The following is a 15,760-nucleotide window of genomic DNA, read 5'->3' as shown; positions in this document are numbered from 1 at the left end:
TCATCGGCTCAGCGGTACGACTCCGGGTCGGGCAGCAGTTCGTTCATCGCGCCCTCGCGGTAGCCCAGCGGGTCCACCTCGACCCGGGCGAAGCCCGCGTCGCGGACCGCGGTCAGGGCCGGTTCGTGGCCGGCCACGGCGGTGCTCAGCGCGGCGTCCACCTCGATCCGCGCGAACTGCCCCAGATCGCGCACCCGCAGATTGCGCACCGCGATGCCGTCCCGGGCCAGCACCACCCGCAACGCGGTCTCCGCGCGTTCCACCCGGGCCAGCCGGGCCGGGGTGATCGCCACCCCGTAGGCGACCCGGCTGGACAGGCAGGCCGCGGCCGGCTTGTTCCAGGTGGGTAGGCCCCAGGTCCGGCTGATCGCCCGGATCTGGGCCTTGGTCAATCCGGCGTCGAGCAGCGGGGTGACCGCGCCGGCCTCGGCCGCCGCGGCGATCCCGGGCCGAAAACCCGCGCGCGCGTCGTCCGCGTTGGTGCCCGTGGCCAAGTGCGCCATCCCCGCCGCGCGGGCCACGGGGGCGAGCACCGCCATCAGCTCCGTCTTGCAGAACCGGCACCGGTCGCCGTTGTTGTCGCGGTAGCCCGCCCGGGCCATCTCGTCGCTGGGCACCAGCTCGTGCCGCACCCCCAGCTCGGCGGCGAAGGCCCGCGCGGCGTCCCGTTCGATGGCGGGCAGACTGGCCGAGTCGGTGGTCAGCGCGAGCACGTCGGCCGCCCCCAGAGTGCGTACCGCCGCCGCGAGCAGGAACGCCGAGTCGGCGCCGCCGGAGAACGCCACCGCGACGCTCCCGAGCGAGGCCAACCGCTCGCGCAGCGCGCCCAGCCGCAGGTCGGCCATGTGCGCGTCCAGCCACGCCGGAAAGCCGGTCAGGTCCGGAAGCACCACGTCGGCCCCGGCCGCCCGCAGCTCCTCGGCGGAGATCGGCCCGGTGGCCACCCCGACCGCGATCGCGCCGGCCGCCCGGGCCCCGATCAGGTCGCCGAGGTGGTCACCGACGTACACCCCCGCACCCGACGCGCGCAGCGCCACGCCCTTCTGCTCGCCCCACAGATCGCCGACCAGGTGGTCCACGGCCAGGTCCAGATGATCCAGGTGCAGCCGGGCGTTGGGCTCGTGCTTGCCGGTGACCACCATGGTGCGACCGCCGTGTCGGTGCACCGCGGCCAGCGCCTCGCGCGCACCGGGCAGCACGTCCGTGCCGTGCACGGCGTGGTGCGGATAGATCTCGCGATAGCGCGCGGCGACGGCGCTCACCTCCTCCGCCGGAAACCAGTTCGCCACCTCGATCTCCAGCGGCGGCCCGAGCCGGGAGACGATCAGCGGGATGTCGATCGCCGCACCGGTCTCCGCGGCGAGCACGGACCATGCCGCCCCGATGCCGGGGCGCGAATCGACGAGCGTCATGTCCAGGTCGAAGCCAACGATGAGGGCATTCACCCGTTCAGCCTACGACGCGGCACGGTGCATGCCGATGACCGATTTCCGGCCCCGCCCCCCGATCCGAGCGGGTCGGCCGGACGGTCCACCCCTAAGGGATGGTCACCCACAAGAGGTAGCGCAGCGGGCGCCCGGATGCTGACGCGTCCGTCGTGTCGGGCGTCGTAGCGTCGAGAACATGAGCACGATGACGCATCTCCCCGCCCACGGTTCCCTGCGGATTCCCGCGCTGCGCGGCTCGGCCCCCGCCGCGATCCCGTTCGCCGACCTGGTCCGCGCCCGGCTGCGCAGGCCCGCGCACACGAGCGCGCGGATCGCGCGCGGCACGTGGATCCTCACGAGCACCGCGGTGCGGGTCACCCTGCTCGGCCGGCACGCGGTGCCGTGACCGCGCGCCGGACCGCCCCCGGCGTCGCCGCCGTCGTCCGCTACATCTGGGTGTCCACGTCGTCGGAGTCGACGATCCGGTACGCGTAGCCCTGTTCGGCGAGGAACCGTTGCCGGTGCGCCGCGAAGTCCTGGTCGATGGTGTCCCGGGCGACCACCGAGTAGAACCGCGCGCCCCGGCCGTCGGCCTTGGGCCGCAACACCCGACCGAGTCGCTGGGCCTCCTCCTGCCGCGAGCCGAACGACCCGGACACCTGGATCGCCACCGTGGCGTCGGGCAGGTCGATCGAGAAGTTCGCCACCTTGCTGACCACGAGCGCCTGCACGGCGCCGGTGCGAAACGCGTCGAACAACCGCTCGCGTTCCTTGTTGGTGGTCTCGCCCTTGATCACCGGCGCGTCCAACACCTCGCCCAGCTCGTCGAGTTGGTCGATGTACTGGCCGATCACCAGGGTCTGCTCGCCGCGGTGCCGCTCGACCAGGTCCTTGACCACGCGGGTCTTGCTCGCGGTGGTCGCGCAGAACCGGTAGCGCTCCTCGGGCTCGGCGGTCGCGTACGCCAGGCGTTCCGTCTCGGTCAGGGTCACCCGGACCTCGACGCAGTCGGCCGGCGCGATGTATCCCTGGTTCTCGATCTCCTTCCACGGCGCGTCGTAGCGCTTGGGACCGATCAGCGAGAACACGTCGCCCTCGCGGCCGTCCTCGCGCACCAGCGTCGCGGTCAGACCGAGCCGGCGCCGGGCCTGCAGGTCGGCGGTGAACCGGAAGATGGGGGCGGGCAGCAGGTGGACCTCGTCGTAGACGATCAGACCCCAGTCCCTGGAGTCGAACAGCTCCAGGTGCGGATACACGCCCTTTCGCCGCGTGGTCACCACCTGGTAGGTGGCGATGGTCACCGGCCGGATCTCCTTGCGGGTACCGCTGTACTCGCCGATCTCGTCCTCGGTCAGCGAGGTGCGCTTGACCAGCTCGGACTTCCACTGGCGGGCCGAAACCGTGTTGGTCACCAGGATCAGCGTGGTCGCCTTCGCGGTCGCCATCGCCGCCGCGCCGACCAGCGTCTTGCCCGCGCCGCACGGCAGCACCACCACGCCCGAGCCGCCGTGCCAAAAGCCCTCGACCGCCTCCTGCTGGTAGGCGCGCAGGCTCCAGCCGTTCTCGGCCAGCTCGATCGGGTGCGCCTCGCCGTCCACGTAACCCGCGAAGTCCTCGGCGGGCCAGCCGAGCTTGAGCAGCACCTGCTTGATCTGGCCGCGCTCGGAGGGGTGCACGATCACGGTGTCCGGGTCGACCCGGACCCCGACCAGCGGCGCCATCTTCTTGCTGCGCAGCACCTCCTCCAACACCGCCCGGTCGGTGGTGGTCAGCACCAGGCCGTGGGTGGGGTGCCTGGACAGCTGCAGGCGCCCGTAGCGGCCCATCGTGTCGGCGACGTCCACCAGGAGCGCGTTGGGCACGGGGTAGCGCGAGTGCCGCAGCAGTACGTCCACGACCTGCTCGGCGTCGTGGCCCGCGGCGCGCGCGTTCCACAGGCCCAGCGGGGTCAGTCGGTAGGTGTGCACGTGCTCGGGGGCGCGCTCCAGCTCGGCGAACGGCGCAATGGCCCGGCGGCACTCGGCGGCGGCCTCGTGCCCGACTTCGAGAAGCAGGGTCTTGTCGGACTGGACGATCAGGGGGCCGTCGGGCACGGGCCAACCTTTCCGCGGGTGGAGGGGACGGGACCAACAAGTGTCAACCATTCGCGGTGTGCGCGTGTTCCGAACGGCCCTCGTCCCCGTCGGGAGCAGGGTTCGGGGCCCGTACTGCCCAGGGAGGAGCGCGAGACCCATCCTTACGGAGGAACACACAAACCGGCCGGCCTACCTACCCTGGATACTTGATGGCGCAACCAATGTCGTCGGCCTCCGACGATCGGGCTCCCCGTCCCGGTCGCACCGCCGTCGAGACCCCCGAGCACGCCGGCGAACCGACTGGTCCCGCCGTGCTCACGCGCGCCCTGACCAGGGATTACGGCGGTGGCACCGGGATCTTCGGGATCGATCTGACGGTGCCGCGCGGCTGCGTGTACGGCCTGGTGGGACCCAACGGCGCGGGCAAGACCACGCTGTTGTCGATCATGGGCGGCACCCGGCGGGCCGACTCGGGCGAGGTGGTGTTCGGTGTCGATCGGCGCCGGGTCGCGGTGTCGACGGATGTGCCCGAGTTCGAACCGTGGTTGACCGCGTCCGAGGTGGTCGAGTTGGCCGGAAATCTCGTCGATCGACGGTTGCCCCGGGAGAAGGTGAAGGTCGCGCTGCACCGCACCGGCCTGTCCGGTTGCGGCGATCGTAAGGCCGGCTCGCTCTCGCGCGGCATGACATTGCGCCTGGGACTGGCCGCGGCCCTGGTCGCGGACCCCCAACTGCTGATCCTGGACGAGCCCACCTCGGCCCTGGACCCGCGAGGTCGAGCCGATGTGCTGGACCTGGTGGCGAGTTTGCGCGAGCACACCACGGTGGTCTTCTCCAGTCACATCCTGGCCGATGTACAGCGGGTGTGCGATCACGTCGGCGTGGTGCGCGCGGGTCGGCTGCTGTATCAGGGCTCGACCGCCGAACTCGTGGACACGCACATGCGACCGAGTTGGCTGGTGCGGGTGCGCGGCGGGGGAACCGACCTGCTGCGCGCGTTCGCGGCGGAGAACTGGGTGGCGCGCGTATCGTCGATGCGACCGGGGCTGTTCCGGGTGGAGGCGCGTTCGCTGGAGGCGGGCGAGCGGCATCTGGCCGAGGTGCTCAGTCGCTGCTCGGCGCGGGTGGTGTCGGTCGCGCCCGAGGAGTCGGACCTGGAGGCGGCATTCCTGTCCATCACCGGAGGTCCGCGATGACGCGCTCGGGGGCCGTCCAGGCGCCCGCGTCGTCGGCGCCGACGGTGCCGGCGGTGGTCGCCGCGCCCGACCGGGTCCCGCGCGGGCCGCGCCGGCTGGGGTTGTGGCGGCTGGAGTGGCTGCGGCTGACCCGTACCCGGCGGTGGTTGTTGCTCCTGGTGGCCTATCCGGGCGTGGGGCTGGTCGGCCCGGTGTTCGCCCGGCACCGCGACCAGATCCTGGAGGCGCTGCGGATCGAAGGCGTGCCGCCGGCGACCGGGATGCGGGCCGACAGCGGGATGGCGGTGTACGTGTACGGCACCGCCCAGGTCGGGCTCCTGGTCGGTCTGGCGCTGATGGCCAGCGCGCTCGCGGTGGACCATCGAGCGGGCCTGGCCGCGTTCCATCGCACCCGCATGCACCACGCGCGCGATCTGGTGCTGCCCCGCTACACGGTGACCCTGACGGCGGTGGCGATCGCCTACGTGCTGGGCATGTTGATCGCGTGGGCTCAGGTGCACTGGATGTTCGGTTCGTTGTCCGCGCGCTCCGTGCTCTACGGGGCGTTCTACGGGCTGATGGGCACGGTCGTACAGGTCAGCGTGGTCGCCGGGATGGCCGCGCTGCTGCGCCGGCCGGTGGCGATCTTCGGCGCGGGGCTGGTCGTCGTCATCCTGATGCCGCTCGCGTCGCTGTGGCGGCCGTTGCGGTCCTGGCAGCCCACCGAGTTGAGCACCGCCCCGATCGAACTGCTGCGCGGACACTCCGCCGGCGAGTACACGAACAGCCTTGCGATGGCGCTGCTGATCTCCGGGCTGTGCGTGTGGCTCGCGGTGTGGCGCATCGGGCGGCGGGAGATGTGAGGACCGGACGGGGGCCTTGGGGCCTTGGGGCCGTCCGGCTCAGGCCACCTCGGCAACGCCGGTGATGCGGTGCAGGGGGTAGGTGTGGATTTCGCCGGTGGCCTGTTCGTGGGCGGTGACGTAGCCACCCTCCAGGCGTAGCGGGATCACGATGTGCTGGGTGGCCCGGCCCTCGCGGGTGACGTGGCCGATCCACACCGCGCGGCGGTCGGCGTGCGCGGCCTGGAGCGCCAGAAGGGTTTCGGCGGCGGAGGTGCGCGGGAGTTCGACCGGTTCGCCGTCGCGTTCGGGGGTGGTGTCGGCGCGGCTGGTGGCGGCGGAGTCGCCCGCGCGGATCGCGGTCACCGCCGCGACCAGCAGGGCCTCCGTCGGGGTCGGCGGTTCGCCCGCGACGCGGGGCGGGGCCGAACGGGGTGGGGTGCGTCTGGTGTCCGGGCGGGTCAGTACCAGGTCGCCGGTGGCCGATTCGGCGACCGGGGCCAGGCCCATCGCGCGCAACTTCTCCAGGACCGTGTCGGGCGCGGACTCGGCCGCGAGCACCGTGGGGGCCAGGCGACGCAGGCGCAGCCCGGCGGCGCGGCGATCGGCGAGCAGTTCGCCGAGCAGCGCGTCGTCGTCGCAGCGCAGGAAGGCGGCGGCGGTGCCGACCCGGATCCGGCCGTGCCGGCGGGCGACGTCGTCCACGAGGTAGCTCAGCGGTTGCGGCACGGGAGTGCGCGAGTGGGTGGCGAGCAGGTGGTGCAGGTCGGTCGCGGTGCGGCCGGCGTCGAGCGCGCGGCGCACCGACTCCTCGGTGAAGCGGTACACGGTCGCCCCGCCGGTGGATTCCACGTCGGCGGCCAGGTGCAACTCGTGCGCGAGGTCCATCACCAGCGGGCCCGGGGCCACGGCGGTCAGGTCGGCCTGAAGCAGGACGTGGTCCAGCGGCTCCGGGAGCAGCGGGGTCAGCGCGTCGCCGGCCTCGTAGACCCGGCCCTCGACGAGCGGGCGGGCGTAGTCGGCGAACGCGCCGCGGCCGGTGATCCCGAGCAGTTCGGCTTCCACGAGCATGGCCCGGAACAGCGCCTCGGGCAGGCGCGCGGCCCGGATCGGCTGGTGCCAGGTCAGGTGGGCGAGCAGCGAGTCGGCGTCGGTGGCCGCGCCCGGGGGCAGTGCGGCGAGCGTGGCCAGGATCCGGCGGCGCACCTCGGGCGCGGCGGTCCGGTCGACCTGGGTGCCCAGCGCGCCGACCGGGCGGTCCTTGTCGTCGCGGGTACCGACCAGGGCGGGCACCCGGGTGGTCTCCAGCCAGGTGCCGGCCAGCGCGGCCCACCGGGTGCCCACCGGGGTGCGCCGCCAGGTGTCGTACGCGGGGGTGGGCAGCCACTGCTCGTCGGGTTCGCCGTCGCCCGCGACCAGGCCCATCGCGTAGGCCACCTCCAGCCACAGCGCGACCTCGGCCTCGGGCACGTCCAGCTGTACCGCCGCGCGCTTGAAGTCGCGCATGCCCAGGCCGCCGGCGCGCAGCACGGGCGGGCCGCCGGCGCTCCATGCTTCGAGCAGGTCCTCGACCCGCCGCACCGCGGTGAACGCGGAGCCGGCCGCCAGGTCGTCCACAGCCTGTGGATCGTATGCACGCACCGGCAGCTCGGGGGGTGTGGGCAGCGGCGTCCGGTGCACCCGGCCGCCGCGCAGATGCAGCGCGACCTCGCGGGGCAGCACCACCGCGTCCGGTCCGGCGGGCACGAGCAGGGCCCGGGCGAGCAGCCACTCCACAGGGGTGCGGGCCGCGTCGGCGCGCACCGGCCGGTCGGCGCCGCGCACACTGCCCGTGGGCGGACCCCAGACCAGCTTGTCCAACACCTCGCGGGCGGCCTCCGGGGCCTGGCCGAGCAGCGCGTCCAGGCGCGCCCGGTCGGTGCACAGGTCGGTGATCGCGGCGATCGCGGAGACCGCGTCGTGGGTGGAGCCCAGACCGAGGTCGGCGAGCACGTCCTGAAGCCGGGACGGCGCCGTCGCGGCGAGCGCGCCGGCCAGCGTCGGACCCAGGCCCGCCGGGCTCGCGCCGACCAGGTCGCGCACCGTACGCACCACCCGCAGCGCGTTGTCGGGCCCCCACAGCAGGGCCTGCTCGCGCAGCGCGGCCACGGCCCGCCCGACCTCGTCCGGGGCGGTGCCGATCAGCGTGTGCAGCCGGGACACGGCGAAGCCGTCGGGCAGCACCACCGCGGCGTCGACGACCTGGAGGGTGAACCGGTCCAGGCGCTCCAGGGCGCGCGCGATCGAGGCCCGGGTGGTGGCCCGGGTGGCGAGCTGGGTCAGGTCCACCGGGACCGGGGTGGTCAGGTCCGGCCGGGCGCGCAACAACGCGCCGAGGTCCGCGTCGGTGCGTCCGCGCAGATCCTCGGCGAGCGTCCGGGGGCCGGACTCGGCGGCCCGATCCGCCTCGGCACGGGTGGGCGACGCAGCTGTGGTCATCCCATCAACGTTAGACGGTCCGCCCGCCGGCGATCACCGCTCCCGGAATCCGAGTGCCCGGTCGGCGCGCGATCGCCCCGGATCGGGCCGCCGGAGCCGGTCGCGGGCGCCTGCGCGAACCCCGCTCGCGCGGCCCGAACGCCCGACCGGCACCCGGTCCGGCACGACCGCGGACCATGAGTGGTACGGGCTCCCGGACCCGGGGCGCGGACGCCGACCGCGACTCCGATCACGGGCCCGGATCGAGCCGCGAAAGCCGCGGCGCGCACCCTTACGATCACCATTTCCGCCAACCTCTCGCTCCGCTACGCCCGCACCCCTACGCTGAGTTGTCGCTTTACCGACGCATGACGCGGCGGGCGCGGCACCGACGCAGACGAACCTTCGGCGGGGGTGAGGTGGGGGCGTGAACTTCGAGAGCGATCATCTGGTTCTGCAATACCTGGGCGAGGTCGGTGACGCGGCCCAGCGCAAACTCCGCCCCGCCGACCGGGCCCGGCTCGTGGAGCGGCTGCGCAGCCAGATCAACAGTGAGCGCGAGCGGCTGAACGCGCACAACCCCGGCGCGGTACAGGTCATCCTCGATCGGCTCGGCACGCCGGAAGCGGTGGTCGGCCAGGAGTTGTACCGGCTCGGCGACCTGCGCGACAGCGGCGCCGAGGACGGGGTCGGCGCGATGTCGATGCGGGGGTCGCGGCATGCGACGGTGGCCCGCCAGATGGGCTTCCGCGCCGACGCCACGCCGATTCCGGCCATACGGGATCCGTCTCGGCCGCCGCCGGCAGCGCCCGCGCCCGCGCCTTCCCCGCCCACGCCGCCCGCGCCCCGGGTCTCGCCCGAGGGTGGTCCGCCCACACTCGCCGAGACCGCGGCCGGTGGCGGTGGCGGTGGCGGTGGCGGCACGACGACCAAGCCCGCCGCGCCCGCGGATCCGGAGGAGGAGCCGCTGTGGTGGCGTTCGCCCCCGGAGGGCGACATGCCGGAGCGGCCGACCCCCGACATGTACGGCGACGGCTCGCTGCACGCGCCGGCGTATCCGATCGGCGTGGCCTCGGACCCCTCGGCCGGCTGGGACGACGCCTCGCTGACCGAACCCACCCCGGTCATGGGTGTGTTCGGCGGCCCGGGCGCGCTGCGCACCCAACTGCGCGAGGTGTTCGCGATCGCGCTGATGACGGTCGGGGCGATCGTCGCCTCGACCGTGGTGGTGGTGCTCGGCCTGCTCGTGGTCTTCACCGCAGCCGCGTGGTCGCTCAAGGAACGGCGGTTCGCCGCGTTCTACATCCCCGGCACGACGGCGCTCGCCTTCGCCATCGGGATGTGGCTGCGGGCCACCGGGCACCTGGGCACCGATCTGACCCGGGACGAGGCCTGGGACCGGTTCGGCGAGTTGGTACCGGCGATGGTCCGGGTCGCCGCGATCGCCGCGTCGTTGTACCTGCTGTGGCGGCTGAACCGGCGCCGACTCACCACGTAGACGCGGGGACGGGCCCGTGTCGCGACCCGCCCCCGGTGTGACGTACTCCGCCGCCGGGAGCGGGATTTCCGCTCTTTACGATTCCATTAATTAGGTTAGCCTTACCTCATCTGCACAAGGCGGCGCCCGGACCTACCGCTAATAGGTCCGGGCGCCGCCCTGTGCACACTGCCAGATGAGGAGCCAAGGATGACCAACGGAACGCGGCACAGGCCCGCGAGCCGCCTGATCCGCTGGGGAGCGATCGGCGCGACCGGCGCCCTGGCCGTGGCCGGCGTGAGCCTCGCCTCGCCCGCGCGGGCCGCCACAACCCCGGCGGTGAGCGTGTCGCCCGCCGTCGACATCGATCCCGACGGCGCGACGATCACCGTGACCGGCACCGGTTTCGACAAGACCCGCAACTCCGGCAACGGGGTCTACGTCCTGTTCGGCCCGAAGATCGACGACTACTACACCAACGCGAGCGCGTACGGCGCCCAGGCGTGGGTCGCCGGCAGCAAGATGAGCGCCGACGGCGCCTTCACCACCACGCTCGATGTCAAGGCGAAGTACACCGACGGCAACGGCAAGGAGGTGGACTGCCTCAAGCAGGAGTGCCGCGTCGTCACCTTCGCCGCGCATGGTGCGAGCATGACCGACCGCAGCCAGGACACCTTCACGCCGGTCGCGTTCAAGAACACCACCCCGCCGCCGGCGCCCAAGCTCACGGTGACCCCGGCCGCGGGCGCGAACCCCGACGGCCAGAACTTCACCGTCACCGGCACCGGTTTCGACCCGGTCCGCGACGGCGGCAACGGCGTCTACGTCGCGTTCGGCCCCAAGGGCAGCGACTGGAACACCAACCCCGCGCCGTACCAGGCGACCAAGTGGGTGCGCACCACCCCGGGCAACTCGCCGGGCCAGGCCAAGCTGAACGCCGACGGCAGCTTCTCGCTGACGCTCGACGGCATGAAGGCCAAGTACCGGAACAAGGACGGCGTCGAGTACGACTGTGCCGTCACCACCTGCCACGTCGTAGCCTTCGCCGCCCACGGCTCGCCGGACCGCAGCCAGGACACCTTCGTCCCGGTCGCGTTCAAGGCCCCGACCAACCCGGGCCCCGGCACCGGCTACCAGGTGATCACCACCGACGTGCGGGGCGGCCCGCTGACCCTGGGCGTCGGCGGCACCGACGTCGCGCTCCCGGGCGTCACCCTCAACGGCAAGGACACCTTCACCGGCGGCGCGCTCAACCCGCTCACCGTCTCCGACGCGCGCGGCACCAACGCCGGATGGACGCTCACCGGCCAGGCCAGTGACCTGACCTCGGCCGGCGGCCGAATCGTCGGCGACAACCTCGGCTGGACCCCCACCGCCAAGTCGGTCACCGGCACGCTCCCCACCGGCGGCGCCACCGCCTCGGTGACCCCGGGCGCTCCGGCCGACCCGGGCACGGGTCTCGGCCGGGCACGCACGTTGTGCGCGTCGGCGGCCGGCGCCGGTGCGGGCTCCTTCGAATGCGGTGGCACCCTCAAACTCGGCGTCCCCGGCACGACCGTCCCCGGCACGTACACGGGCACACTCACGCTCACGCTCATCTGACCACCCCGGCCCGGGCGGGCCCCAACGCCCTCGGCGCCGCCCGTCCCGGGCCGGTTTTACCCACCCGCTCCACCCGTTGCGTTCACCCCGAAGGCTGCGGTTCTACAGGCCCCGTCCCCGACCCGACGGGGCCCCGCGACCCATCGCGGCCCGGATTGGCCGGTTACCCACCCGCTCCACCCGTTGCGTTCACCTCGAAGGGTGCGGTTTTACAGGCGTCGTCCTCGGCCCGACCGGGCCCCGCGAGCCATCGCGGCAAGGGACGCGCACCCCCGTGGCGCGTCAGCGCCCACGACCCGGGCCGCCCGCGGGATCGACGCGCGCAGCGCGGAGAGCGGCGGAGCCGCAGAACTCGGGCTGGGTGACCCGGAGCGAAGCGGAGGGGCGCGCAGCCCCTCGCGAGCCGGCGCGAAGCGCCCAAAAGAAGCAACGCTGCGGACACGACTCTGGCTCCGCCCTTTGCTCGTGTCGCGACTCCGGTTACCCGACCTGCTCACGTCCCGACTCCGGTTACCTAAAACCCTCCGTCCGAGCCCTTGATGAGTCCACGAACCGTCGGCTCAGTTGTGAAGTGGCTTCTCCTCCGCTTCGCTCCGTCGGCGCGCGGGAGGGGGGCGTTGCCGCTGCGCGGCGCCTACCGAATTCCGGCTCCGCTGTGCTCCACCGGTTGCGCAGTGGGTTGCGGCTCCGCTGCGCTCCGCCGCCGGTGCGCGGATCCGCTCACCACACATCCGACTCCGACCACTCGACCCACCGTGCCACCCACCCCGCAGCAAAGCCGCCCCGGGAGCCCCGCAATGCCCGCCGCCCCGCTTCGTGCCCTCTCCGCCGTCCTGATCGCCCTCGTCGCGCTCGTCCTCCTCCCGGCCACCCCCGCCCGAGCCGCCGACGAGTTCACCTGGGGCGTGCAACCAGCAGGCAGCCGGGACCACTTCGTGCTCACCGCCGCCCCGGGCCAGACCCTGGTCGACGTGGTCGGCGTGTCCAACTTCGGCGCCGAGCCGCTGACCCTGCGGGTCTACGCCACCGACGCGGTGCTCGCCGTGGACGGCGGGATGACCCTGCTGACCGGCGCCGAGCAGCCCCGGGACGTCGGCTCGTGGATCGGTTTCGACGCCGAGTCGTACACGATCGCGCCGGGCAAGCGCGCGGACATCCCCTTCCGGCTGACCGTCCCGGTGGGCGCCACGCCCGGCGATCACACCGGCGCCATCGTCGCCTCGATCAAGGCCGCCGCGACCGGGCCCGGCGAGCAGCGGTTCGACGTGGACCGGCGGGTCGGCGCGCGGGTGTACCTGCGCGTGGACGGTCCCGCGCTGCCGGGGCTGGCGATCGAGGACCTGCGACTGTCCTACGACAACCCGCTCGCGATGTTCGGCGGCGCCGAGGCGGTGGTGCGCTACCGGGTCCGCAACACCGGCAACGTACGGACCACCGCCCGGGCGCAGACCACGATCTCCGGCCTCGGCGGCCGGCGACTCGGCGGCCCCAAGCACACCACGCTGCCCGAGTTGTTGCCCGGGGCCACGCACGAGGTGGTCCAGCGCTTCGCCGGCGTCGTCCCGGCCGGGCGCCTCACCGCCGACGTGAAGGTGACGGGTGATCCGGCGACCGCGGCCGGCAAGTCGACCGCCATATGGGCGCCGCCGTGGTTGCTCCTCGGCGCGATCGTGCTGCTGCTCGGCGCGCTGATCGGCCGGATCGTTCGGGTCGTCCGGCGCCGCGGACGCGCCGCCGCCGAGGGCGCGGCGACCACCGAGGCCGGCAACCCCGCCGACACCCGCACCGAAGCCACCGCCGACCCGACCGGCTGACGACCCGCCGTCGCGTTGCCCGAAATCCCTTCAGGAGCCGCCATGTTCACCCCGCACACTCCGCCCGCTCGGCGCATGCTCACCGCAGCCGCCGCCTTCGGCCTGACCGCCGCCGGCATCCTGGCCGCGCCGGCCGTCGGCGCGGCCCCGTCGACCTCGACGCCATCGACCACCACCCCGTCGGCCGCCCCCACCGCGACCGTCTCGCGCGGCGCCGAACTGGCCTCGGGCGGCGACGAGATCACCGTGACCGCTCGCGGCTTCGCCCCCGGCGCGAAGGTCACCGTCGCGCTGTACGGCGGCGACACCGTCGACTCCAAGGGCAGCCGCGTGCTCACCGCCGACGGCAACGGCTTCGTCGCGACCCCGCTCGTGGTCGGCACCGGATTCGCCCCGGACGCCCCGGCGTTCGAGGTCCGGGTCGGGGCCGAGGGTGGGGCCACCGCGAGGGTCGGGCTGACCTTCGCCGCGCCCGCGCCGACCGCCGCGGCACCCCGATCGTTGCGCGCGGCCACGGCGGCACAGGCCGCACCGGCCGCGGCCCCTCGGGCCGCCGGTGGGGTGAAGCTGACCGTGTCTCCGAGCACCGGCCTGGACCCGGCGGGCGCCTCGATCACCGTCAAGGGCTCCGGCTACGCGGCCGGCAGCGGTAACGGGATCTACGTGGTGTTCGGCCCGAAGGAGGCCGACTGGACCACCAACGCGGGCAACTACGGCGCCTCGAAGTGGATCAAGGCATACGGCGCGGACGGGGTCGACCCGGACGGCACGTTCTCGGTCACGCTCACCGACGTCAAGGCCGCGTACAAGAACGGCGCGGGCAAGGACGTCGACTGCCTCAAGACCGCGTGCTACGTGCTGACCATGGCCGCGCACGGCTCCCCCGACCGCAGCCAGGACGCCTTCGTGAAGGTCGCCTTCAAGGACGGCTCGACCACGACCGCCGGGACGAGCGCGGGCACCACCGGCGCAGGCACCACCGGTTCGGCGAGCATGGGCAGCACGTCGGCCGGCACCTCGGGCGGAGCCGGCGGGGCCGCGGGATCCACCGGCGGCTCGGGCGGCACGTCCGGTGGCGGCAACCTGGCGCTCACCGGCCCGGCCGGCCTCGCCGCCGCGGGCACCGTCGGCGCGGCCCTGGTCGCCGCCGGCACGGTCGCGGTGGTGACCACGCGCCGACGCCGCGCCGCCGCGCCGACCGCGGCCTGAGCATCGAACCCCGAGCACCGAGCACCGAGTCCACCGCCATATGCCTGTCGAACCGCGCGGTTCGACAGGCATATGGCCGCCCGGTCACCCACCCGGTCAGACGTCCAACGCGTCCAGTTGCTCCAAGAACCACTGCTGCGGGTTGAGCGCCACCGCCGCTGCGGCCAGCCGCTTGGTGCGCTGGAGCCGGTCGGTGGTGTCCATCGTCAGCGCCTCGTGCAGCGCCTCGGTGGTCTGCGAGACATCGAACGGGTTGACCACGATCGCGTCCTCGCCCAACTCCTCGCACGCGCCCGCCTCGCGCGAGAGCACCAGCGCGCAACCCCCGTGTCCCTCGTCCAGGAGGGAGACCACCGGCACCTCCTTGGCGACCAGGTTCATCCCGTCCCGGATCGGATTCACCAGCGCGACGTCGGCCAGCCGATACGCCGCGAGCGAGCGCGGGAAGTCGTCGTTGACGTGCAGGATCAGCGGCTGCCAGTCGTCGGTGCCGAACTCGTCGTCGATCTCCTTGGCCACCCGCTGCACCGCGGCGGTGTACTCGCGGTACTCCGGCAGGTCGTGCCGCGACGGATAGGCGAACGCCACGTGCACCACCCGGCCGAGCCATTCCGGTCGGGTGCGCAGCAGTTCGCGGTAGGCCAGCAGGCCCCGGACGATGTTCTTGGACAACTCCGTACGGTCCACCCGGACGATCACCCGACGGTCGCCGACCGCCTCGCGCAGCCCGGCGAGGCGGGTGTCCACGTCGGCCCGGGACGCGCGCTCGCGCAGAAACTCGGCGTCGGCGCCCAGCGCGTGTACGCCGATCTCGGTCACGTGGCCCGCGTGCGTGACGGTCATCGCGTCCCGGTCCACCTCGGCGCCCAGCACGTCGGCGCAGCAGTCCAGGAACGCCAGCGCCCAGCGCCGGGAATGGAATCCGGCGTGGTCCGCGCCGAGCACCCCTTCGAGCACGTAGCGGGCGATGTCGTCGGGCAGCAGCCGGAAGTAGTCCGGCGGCGCCCAGGGGGTGTGCGCGAAGTGGCCGATCCGCAGGTCGGGACGCAGTCGGCGGAGCAGTACCGGCACCAGGGTCAGGTGGTAGTCCTGTACGACGACCTTCGCGCCCTCGGCCGCCTCCTCCGCCAGGGCCTCGGCGAACGCCTGGTTGTACGCCTCGTAGGAGGCCCACTCCTTGCGGAAGCGCGCGTCGAAGACCGGCTTGGAGGGGGTGTCGTAGAGCAGGTGGTGGACGAACCACAGGGTCGAGTTCGCTATGGCGTTGTACGCCCGCGCGAAGGTGCCGGGGTCGATGTCGAGCATCCGCACGGCCAGCCCGCCGGTGTCGTGACCGGCGAGATCCAGCCGGCCCGAGGGCGCGGCGCGGGTCGCGGTGCGGTCGGGCTCGCCGAGCGCGGAGCAGACCCACACGGCGCCGGTGCCCTGCCCGGCGGTGGACAGGCCGGACACCAGTCCGCCGCCGCCGCGCCGCACCGTGAGCGTGCCGTCGTCCTCCAGGGAGAAGGAGACGGGACCGCGGTTGGAGGCGACCAGCACCCCGGCGGGAGAGGGGGTGGCGGGAGGGGGAGCACTCATGCCCCGACCCTAGCCACGCATCCCGGTGCGCAAACCCGGGCCGACCGTGCCCTCGGTTCGAACGGTGTGGCGAGTATCACGCCCACCGACCACTACCACACGTA

The 15,760-nt window shown here is 73.4% G+C and carries 11 protein-coding genes; 7 read left to right on the top strand and 4 right to left on the bottom strand.

The annotated features are described in order from the left end of the window. Nucleotides 1–8 precede the first annotated feature (8 nt). Nucleotides 9–1,433 (bottom strand): ATP-dependent sacrificial sulfur transferase LarE, encoded by a 1,425-nt coding sequence (larE, locus tag ACFXKZ_RS12505; protein WP_380000004.1) that lies wholly within the window; start codon nt 1,431–1,433, stop codon nt 9–11. A 190-nt stretch (nt 1,434–1,623) separates the two neighbouring features. Here larE and ACFXKZ_RS12500 point away from each other — a divergent pair, with 190 nt between their 5' ends. Next, nucleotides 1,624–1,833, top strand: coding sequence for a hypothetical protein (locus ACFXKZ_RS12500; protein WP_379999364.1), 210 nt, complete (start codon nt 1,624–1,626; stop codon nt 1,831–1,833). 40 nt (nt 1,834–1,873) lie between these two features. On the opposite strand, the gene ACFXKZ_RS12495 is transcribed toward ACFXKZ_RS12500, so the two are convergent. Continuing rightward, nucleotides 1,874–3,520, bottom strand: a complete 1,647-nt coding sequence (locus ACFXKZ_RS12495) for a DNA repair helicase XPB (RefSeq protein WP_379999362.1) — start codon at nt 3,518–3,520, stop codon at nt 1,874–1,876. Between the two features lie 293 nt (nt 3,521–3,813). On the opposite strand from ACFXKZ_RS12495, the gene ACFXKZ_RS12490 reads away from it, so the two are divergent. Together ACFXKZ_RS12490 and ACFXKZ_RS12485 are read left to right on the top strand one after the other, a co-directional pair. Continuing rightward, a complete protein-coding gene (locus ACFXKZ_RS12490) occupies nt 3,814–4,698 on the top strand; it encodes an ABC transporter ATP-binding protein (RefSeq protein WP_379999360.1) in 885 nt (294 codons plus the stop codon). Continuing rightward, nucleotides 4,695–5,540 carry a hypothetical protein gene (locus tag ACFXKZ_RS12485; RefSeq protein ID WP_379999358.1) on the top strand — a complete coding sequence of 282 codons (846 nt, stop codon included), beginning with the start codon at nt 4,695–4,697 and terminating at the stop codon, nt 5,538–5,540. The genes ACFXKZ_RS12490 and ACFXKZ_RS12485 overlap by 4 nt, the downstream gene beginning before the upstream one ends. A gap of 39 nt (nt 5,541–5,579) precedes the next feature. Here ACFXKZ_RS12485 and ACFXKZ_RS12480 read toward each other — a convergent pair whose 3' ends face one another. After that, nucleotides 5,580–7,997 (bottom strand): helicase-associated domain-containing protein, encoded by a 2,418-nt coding sequence (locus ACFXKZ_RS12480; RefSeq protein ID WP_379999356.1) that lies wholly within the window; start codon nt 7,995–7,997, stop codon nt 5,580–5,582. A gap of 406 nt (nt 7,998–8,403) precedes the next feature. On the opposite strand from ACFXKZ_RS12480, the gene ACFXKZ_RS12475 reads away from it, so the two are divergent. From ACFXKZ_RS12475 to ACFXKZ_RS12460, 4 genes are all read left to right on the top strand, one after another. Beyond that, nucleotides 8,404–9,474 carry a hypothetical protein gene (locus tag ACFXKZ_RS12475; RefSeq protein WP_379999354.1) on the top strand — a complete coding sequence of 357 codons (1,071 nt, stop codon included), beginning with the start codon at nt 8,404–8,406 and terminating at the stop codon, nt 9,472–9,474. Nucleotides 9,475–9,663: 189 nt separating this feature from the next. Continuing rightward, nucleotides 9,664–11,055, top strand: a complete 1,392-nt coding sequence (locus tag ACFXKZ_RS12470; RefSeq protein WP_379999352.1) for a hypothetical protein — start codon at nt 9,664–9,666, stop codon at nt 11,053–11,055. A 797-nt stretch (nt 11,056–11,852) separates the two neighbouring features. Further along, nucleotides 11,853–12,869: a DUF916 domain-containing protein gene (locus ACFXKZ_RS12465; protein ID WP_379999349.1), complete on the top strand. Its 1,017-nt coding sequence runs from the start codon at nt 11,853–11,855 to the stop codon at nt 12,867–12,869. A gap of 42 nt (nt 12,870–12,911) precedes the next feature. Next, nucleotides 12,912–14,078, top strand: coding sequence for a hypothetical protein (locus ACFXKZ_RS12460; RefSeq protein WP_379999347.1), 1,167 nt, complete (start codon nt 12,912–12,914; stop codon nt 14,076–14,078). A 96-nt stretch (nt 14,079–14,174) separates the two neighbouring features. Here the strand turns inward: ACFXKZ_RS12460 and ACFXKZ_RS12455 are convergent, their stop codons facing one another. After that, the gene (locus ACFXKZ_RS12455) at nt 14,175–15,656 is read right to left on the bottom strand and encodes a trehalose-6-phosphate synthase (RefSeq protein ID WP_379999345.1); all 1,482 of its coding nucleotides are present in this window, start codon (nt 15,654–15,656) and stop codon (nt 14,175–14,177) included. Nucleotides 15,657–15,760: the final 104 nt, after the last annotated feature.

Source organism: Embleya sp. NPDC059237 (assembly GCF_042754105.1).
Lineage (GTDB): Bacteria > Actinomycetota > Actinomycetes > Streptomycetales > Streptomycetaceae > Embleya.
This window is presented reverse-complemented; position numbering and strand designations above follow the sequence as displayed.

What these genes read in the sequence shown, in the direction of transcription:
- ACFXKZ_RS12500 (WP_379999364.1), top strand. Translation starts at nt 1,624, where the DNA reads ATGAGCACGATGACGCATCTCCCCGCCCACGGTTCCCTGCGGATTCCC.
- ACFXKZ_RS12485 (WP_379999358.1), top strand. Translation starts at nt 4,695, where the DNA reads ATGACGCGCTCGGGGGCCGTCCAGGCGCCCGCGTCGTCGGCGCCGACG.
- ACFXKZ_RS12480 (WP_379999356.1), bottom strand. Translation starts at nt 7,997, where the DNA reads ATGACCACAGCTGCGTCGCCCACCCGTGCCGAGGCGGATCGGGCCGCC.
- ACFXKZ_RS12470 (WP_379999352.1), top strand. Translation starts at nt 9,664, where the DNA reads ATGACCAACGGAACGCGGCACAGGCCCGCGAGCCGCCTGATCCGCTGG.
- ACFXKZ_RS12465 (WP_379999349.1), top strand. Translation starts at nt 11,853, where the DNA reads ATGCCCGCCGCCCCGCTTCGTGCCCTCTCCGCCGTCCTGATCGCCCTC.
- ACFXKZ_RS12460 (WP_379999347.1), top strand. Translation starts at nt 12,912, where the DNA reads ATGTTCACCCCGCACACTCCGCCCGCTCGGCGCATGCTCACCGCAGCC.
- ACFXKZ_RS12455 (WP_379999345.1), bottom strand. Translation starts at nt 15,656, where the DNA reads ATGAGTGCTCCCCCTCCCGCCACCCCCTCTCCCGCCGGGGTGCTGGTC.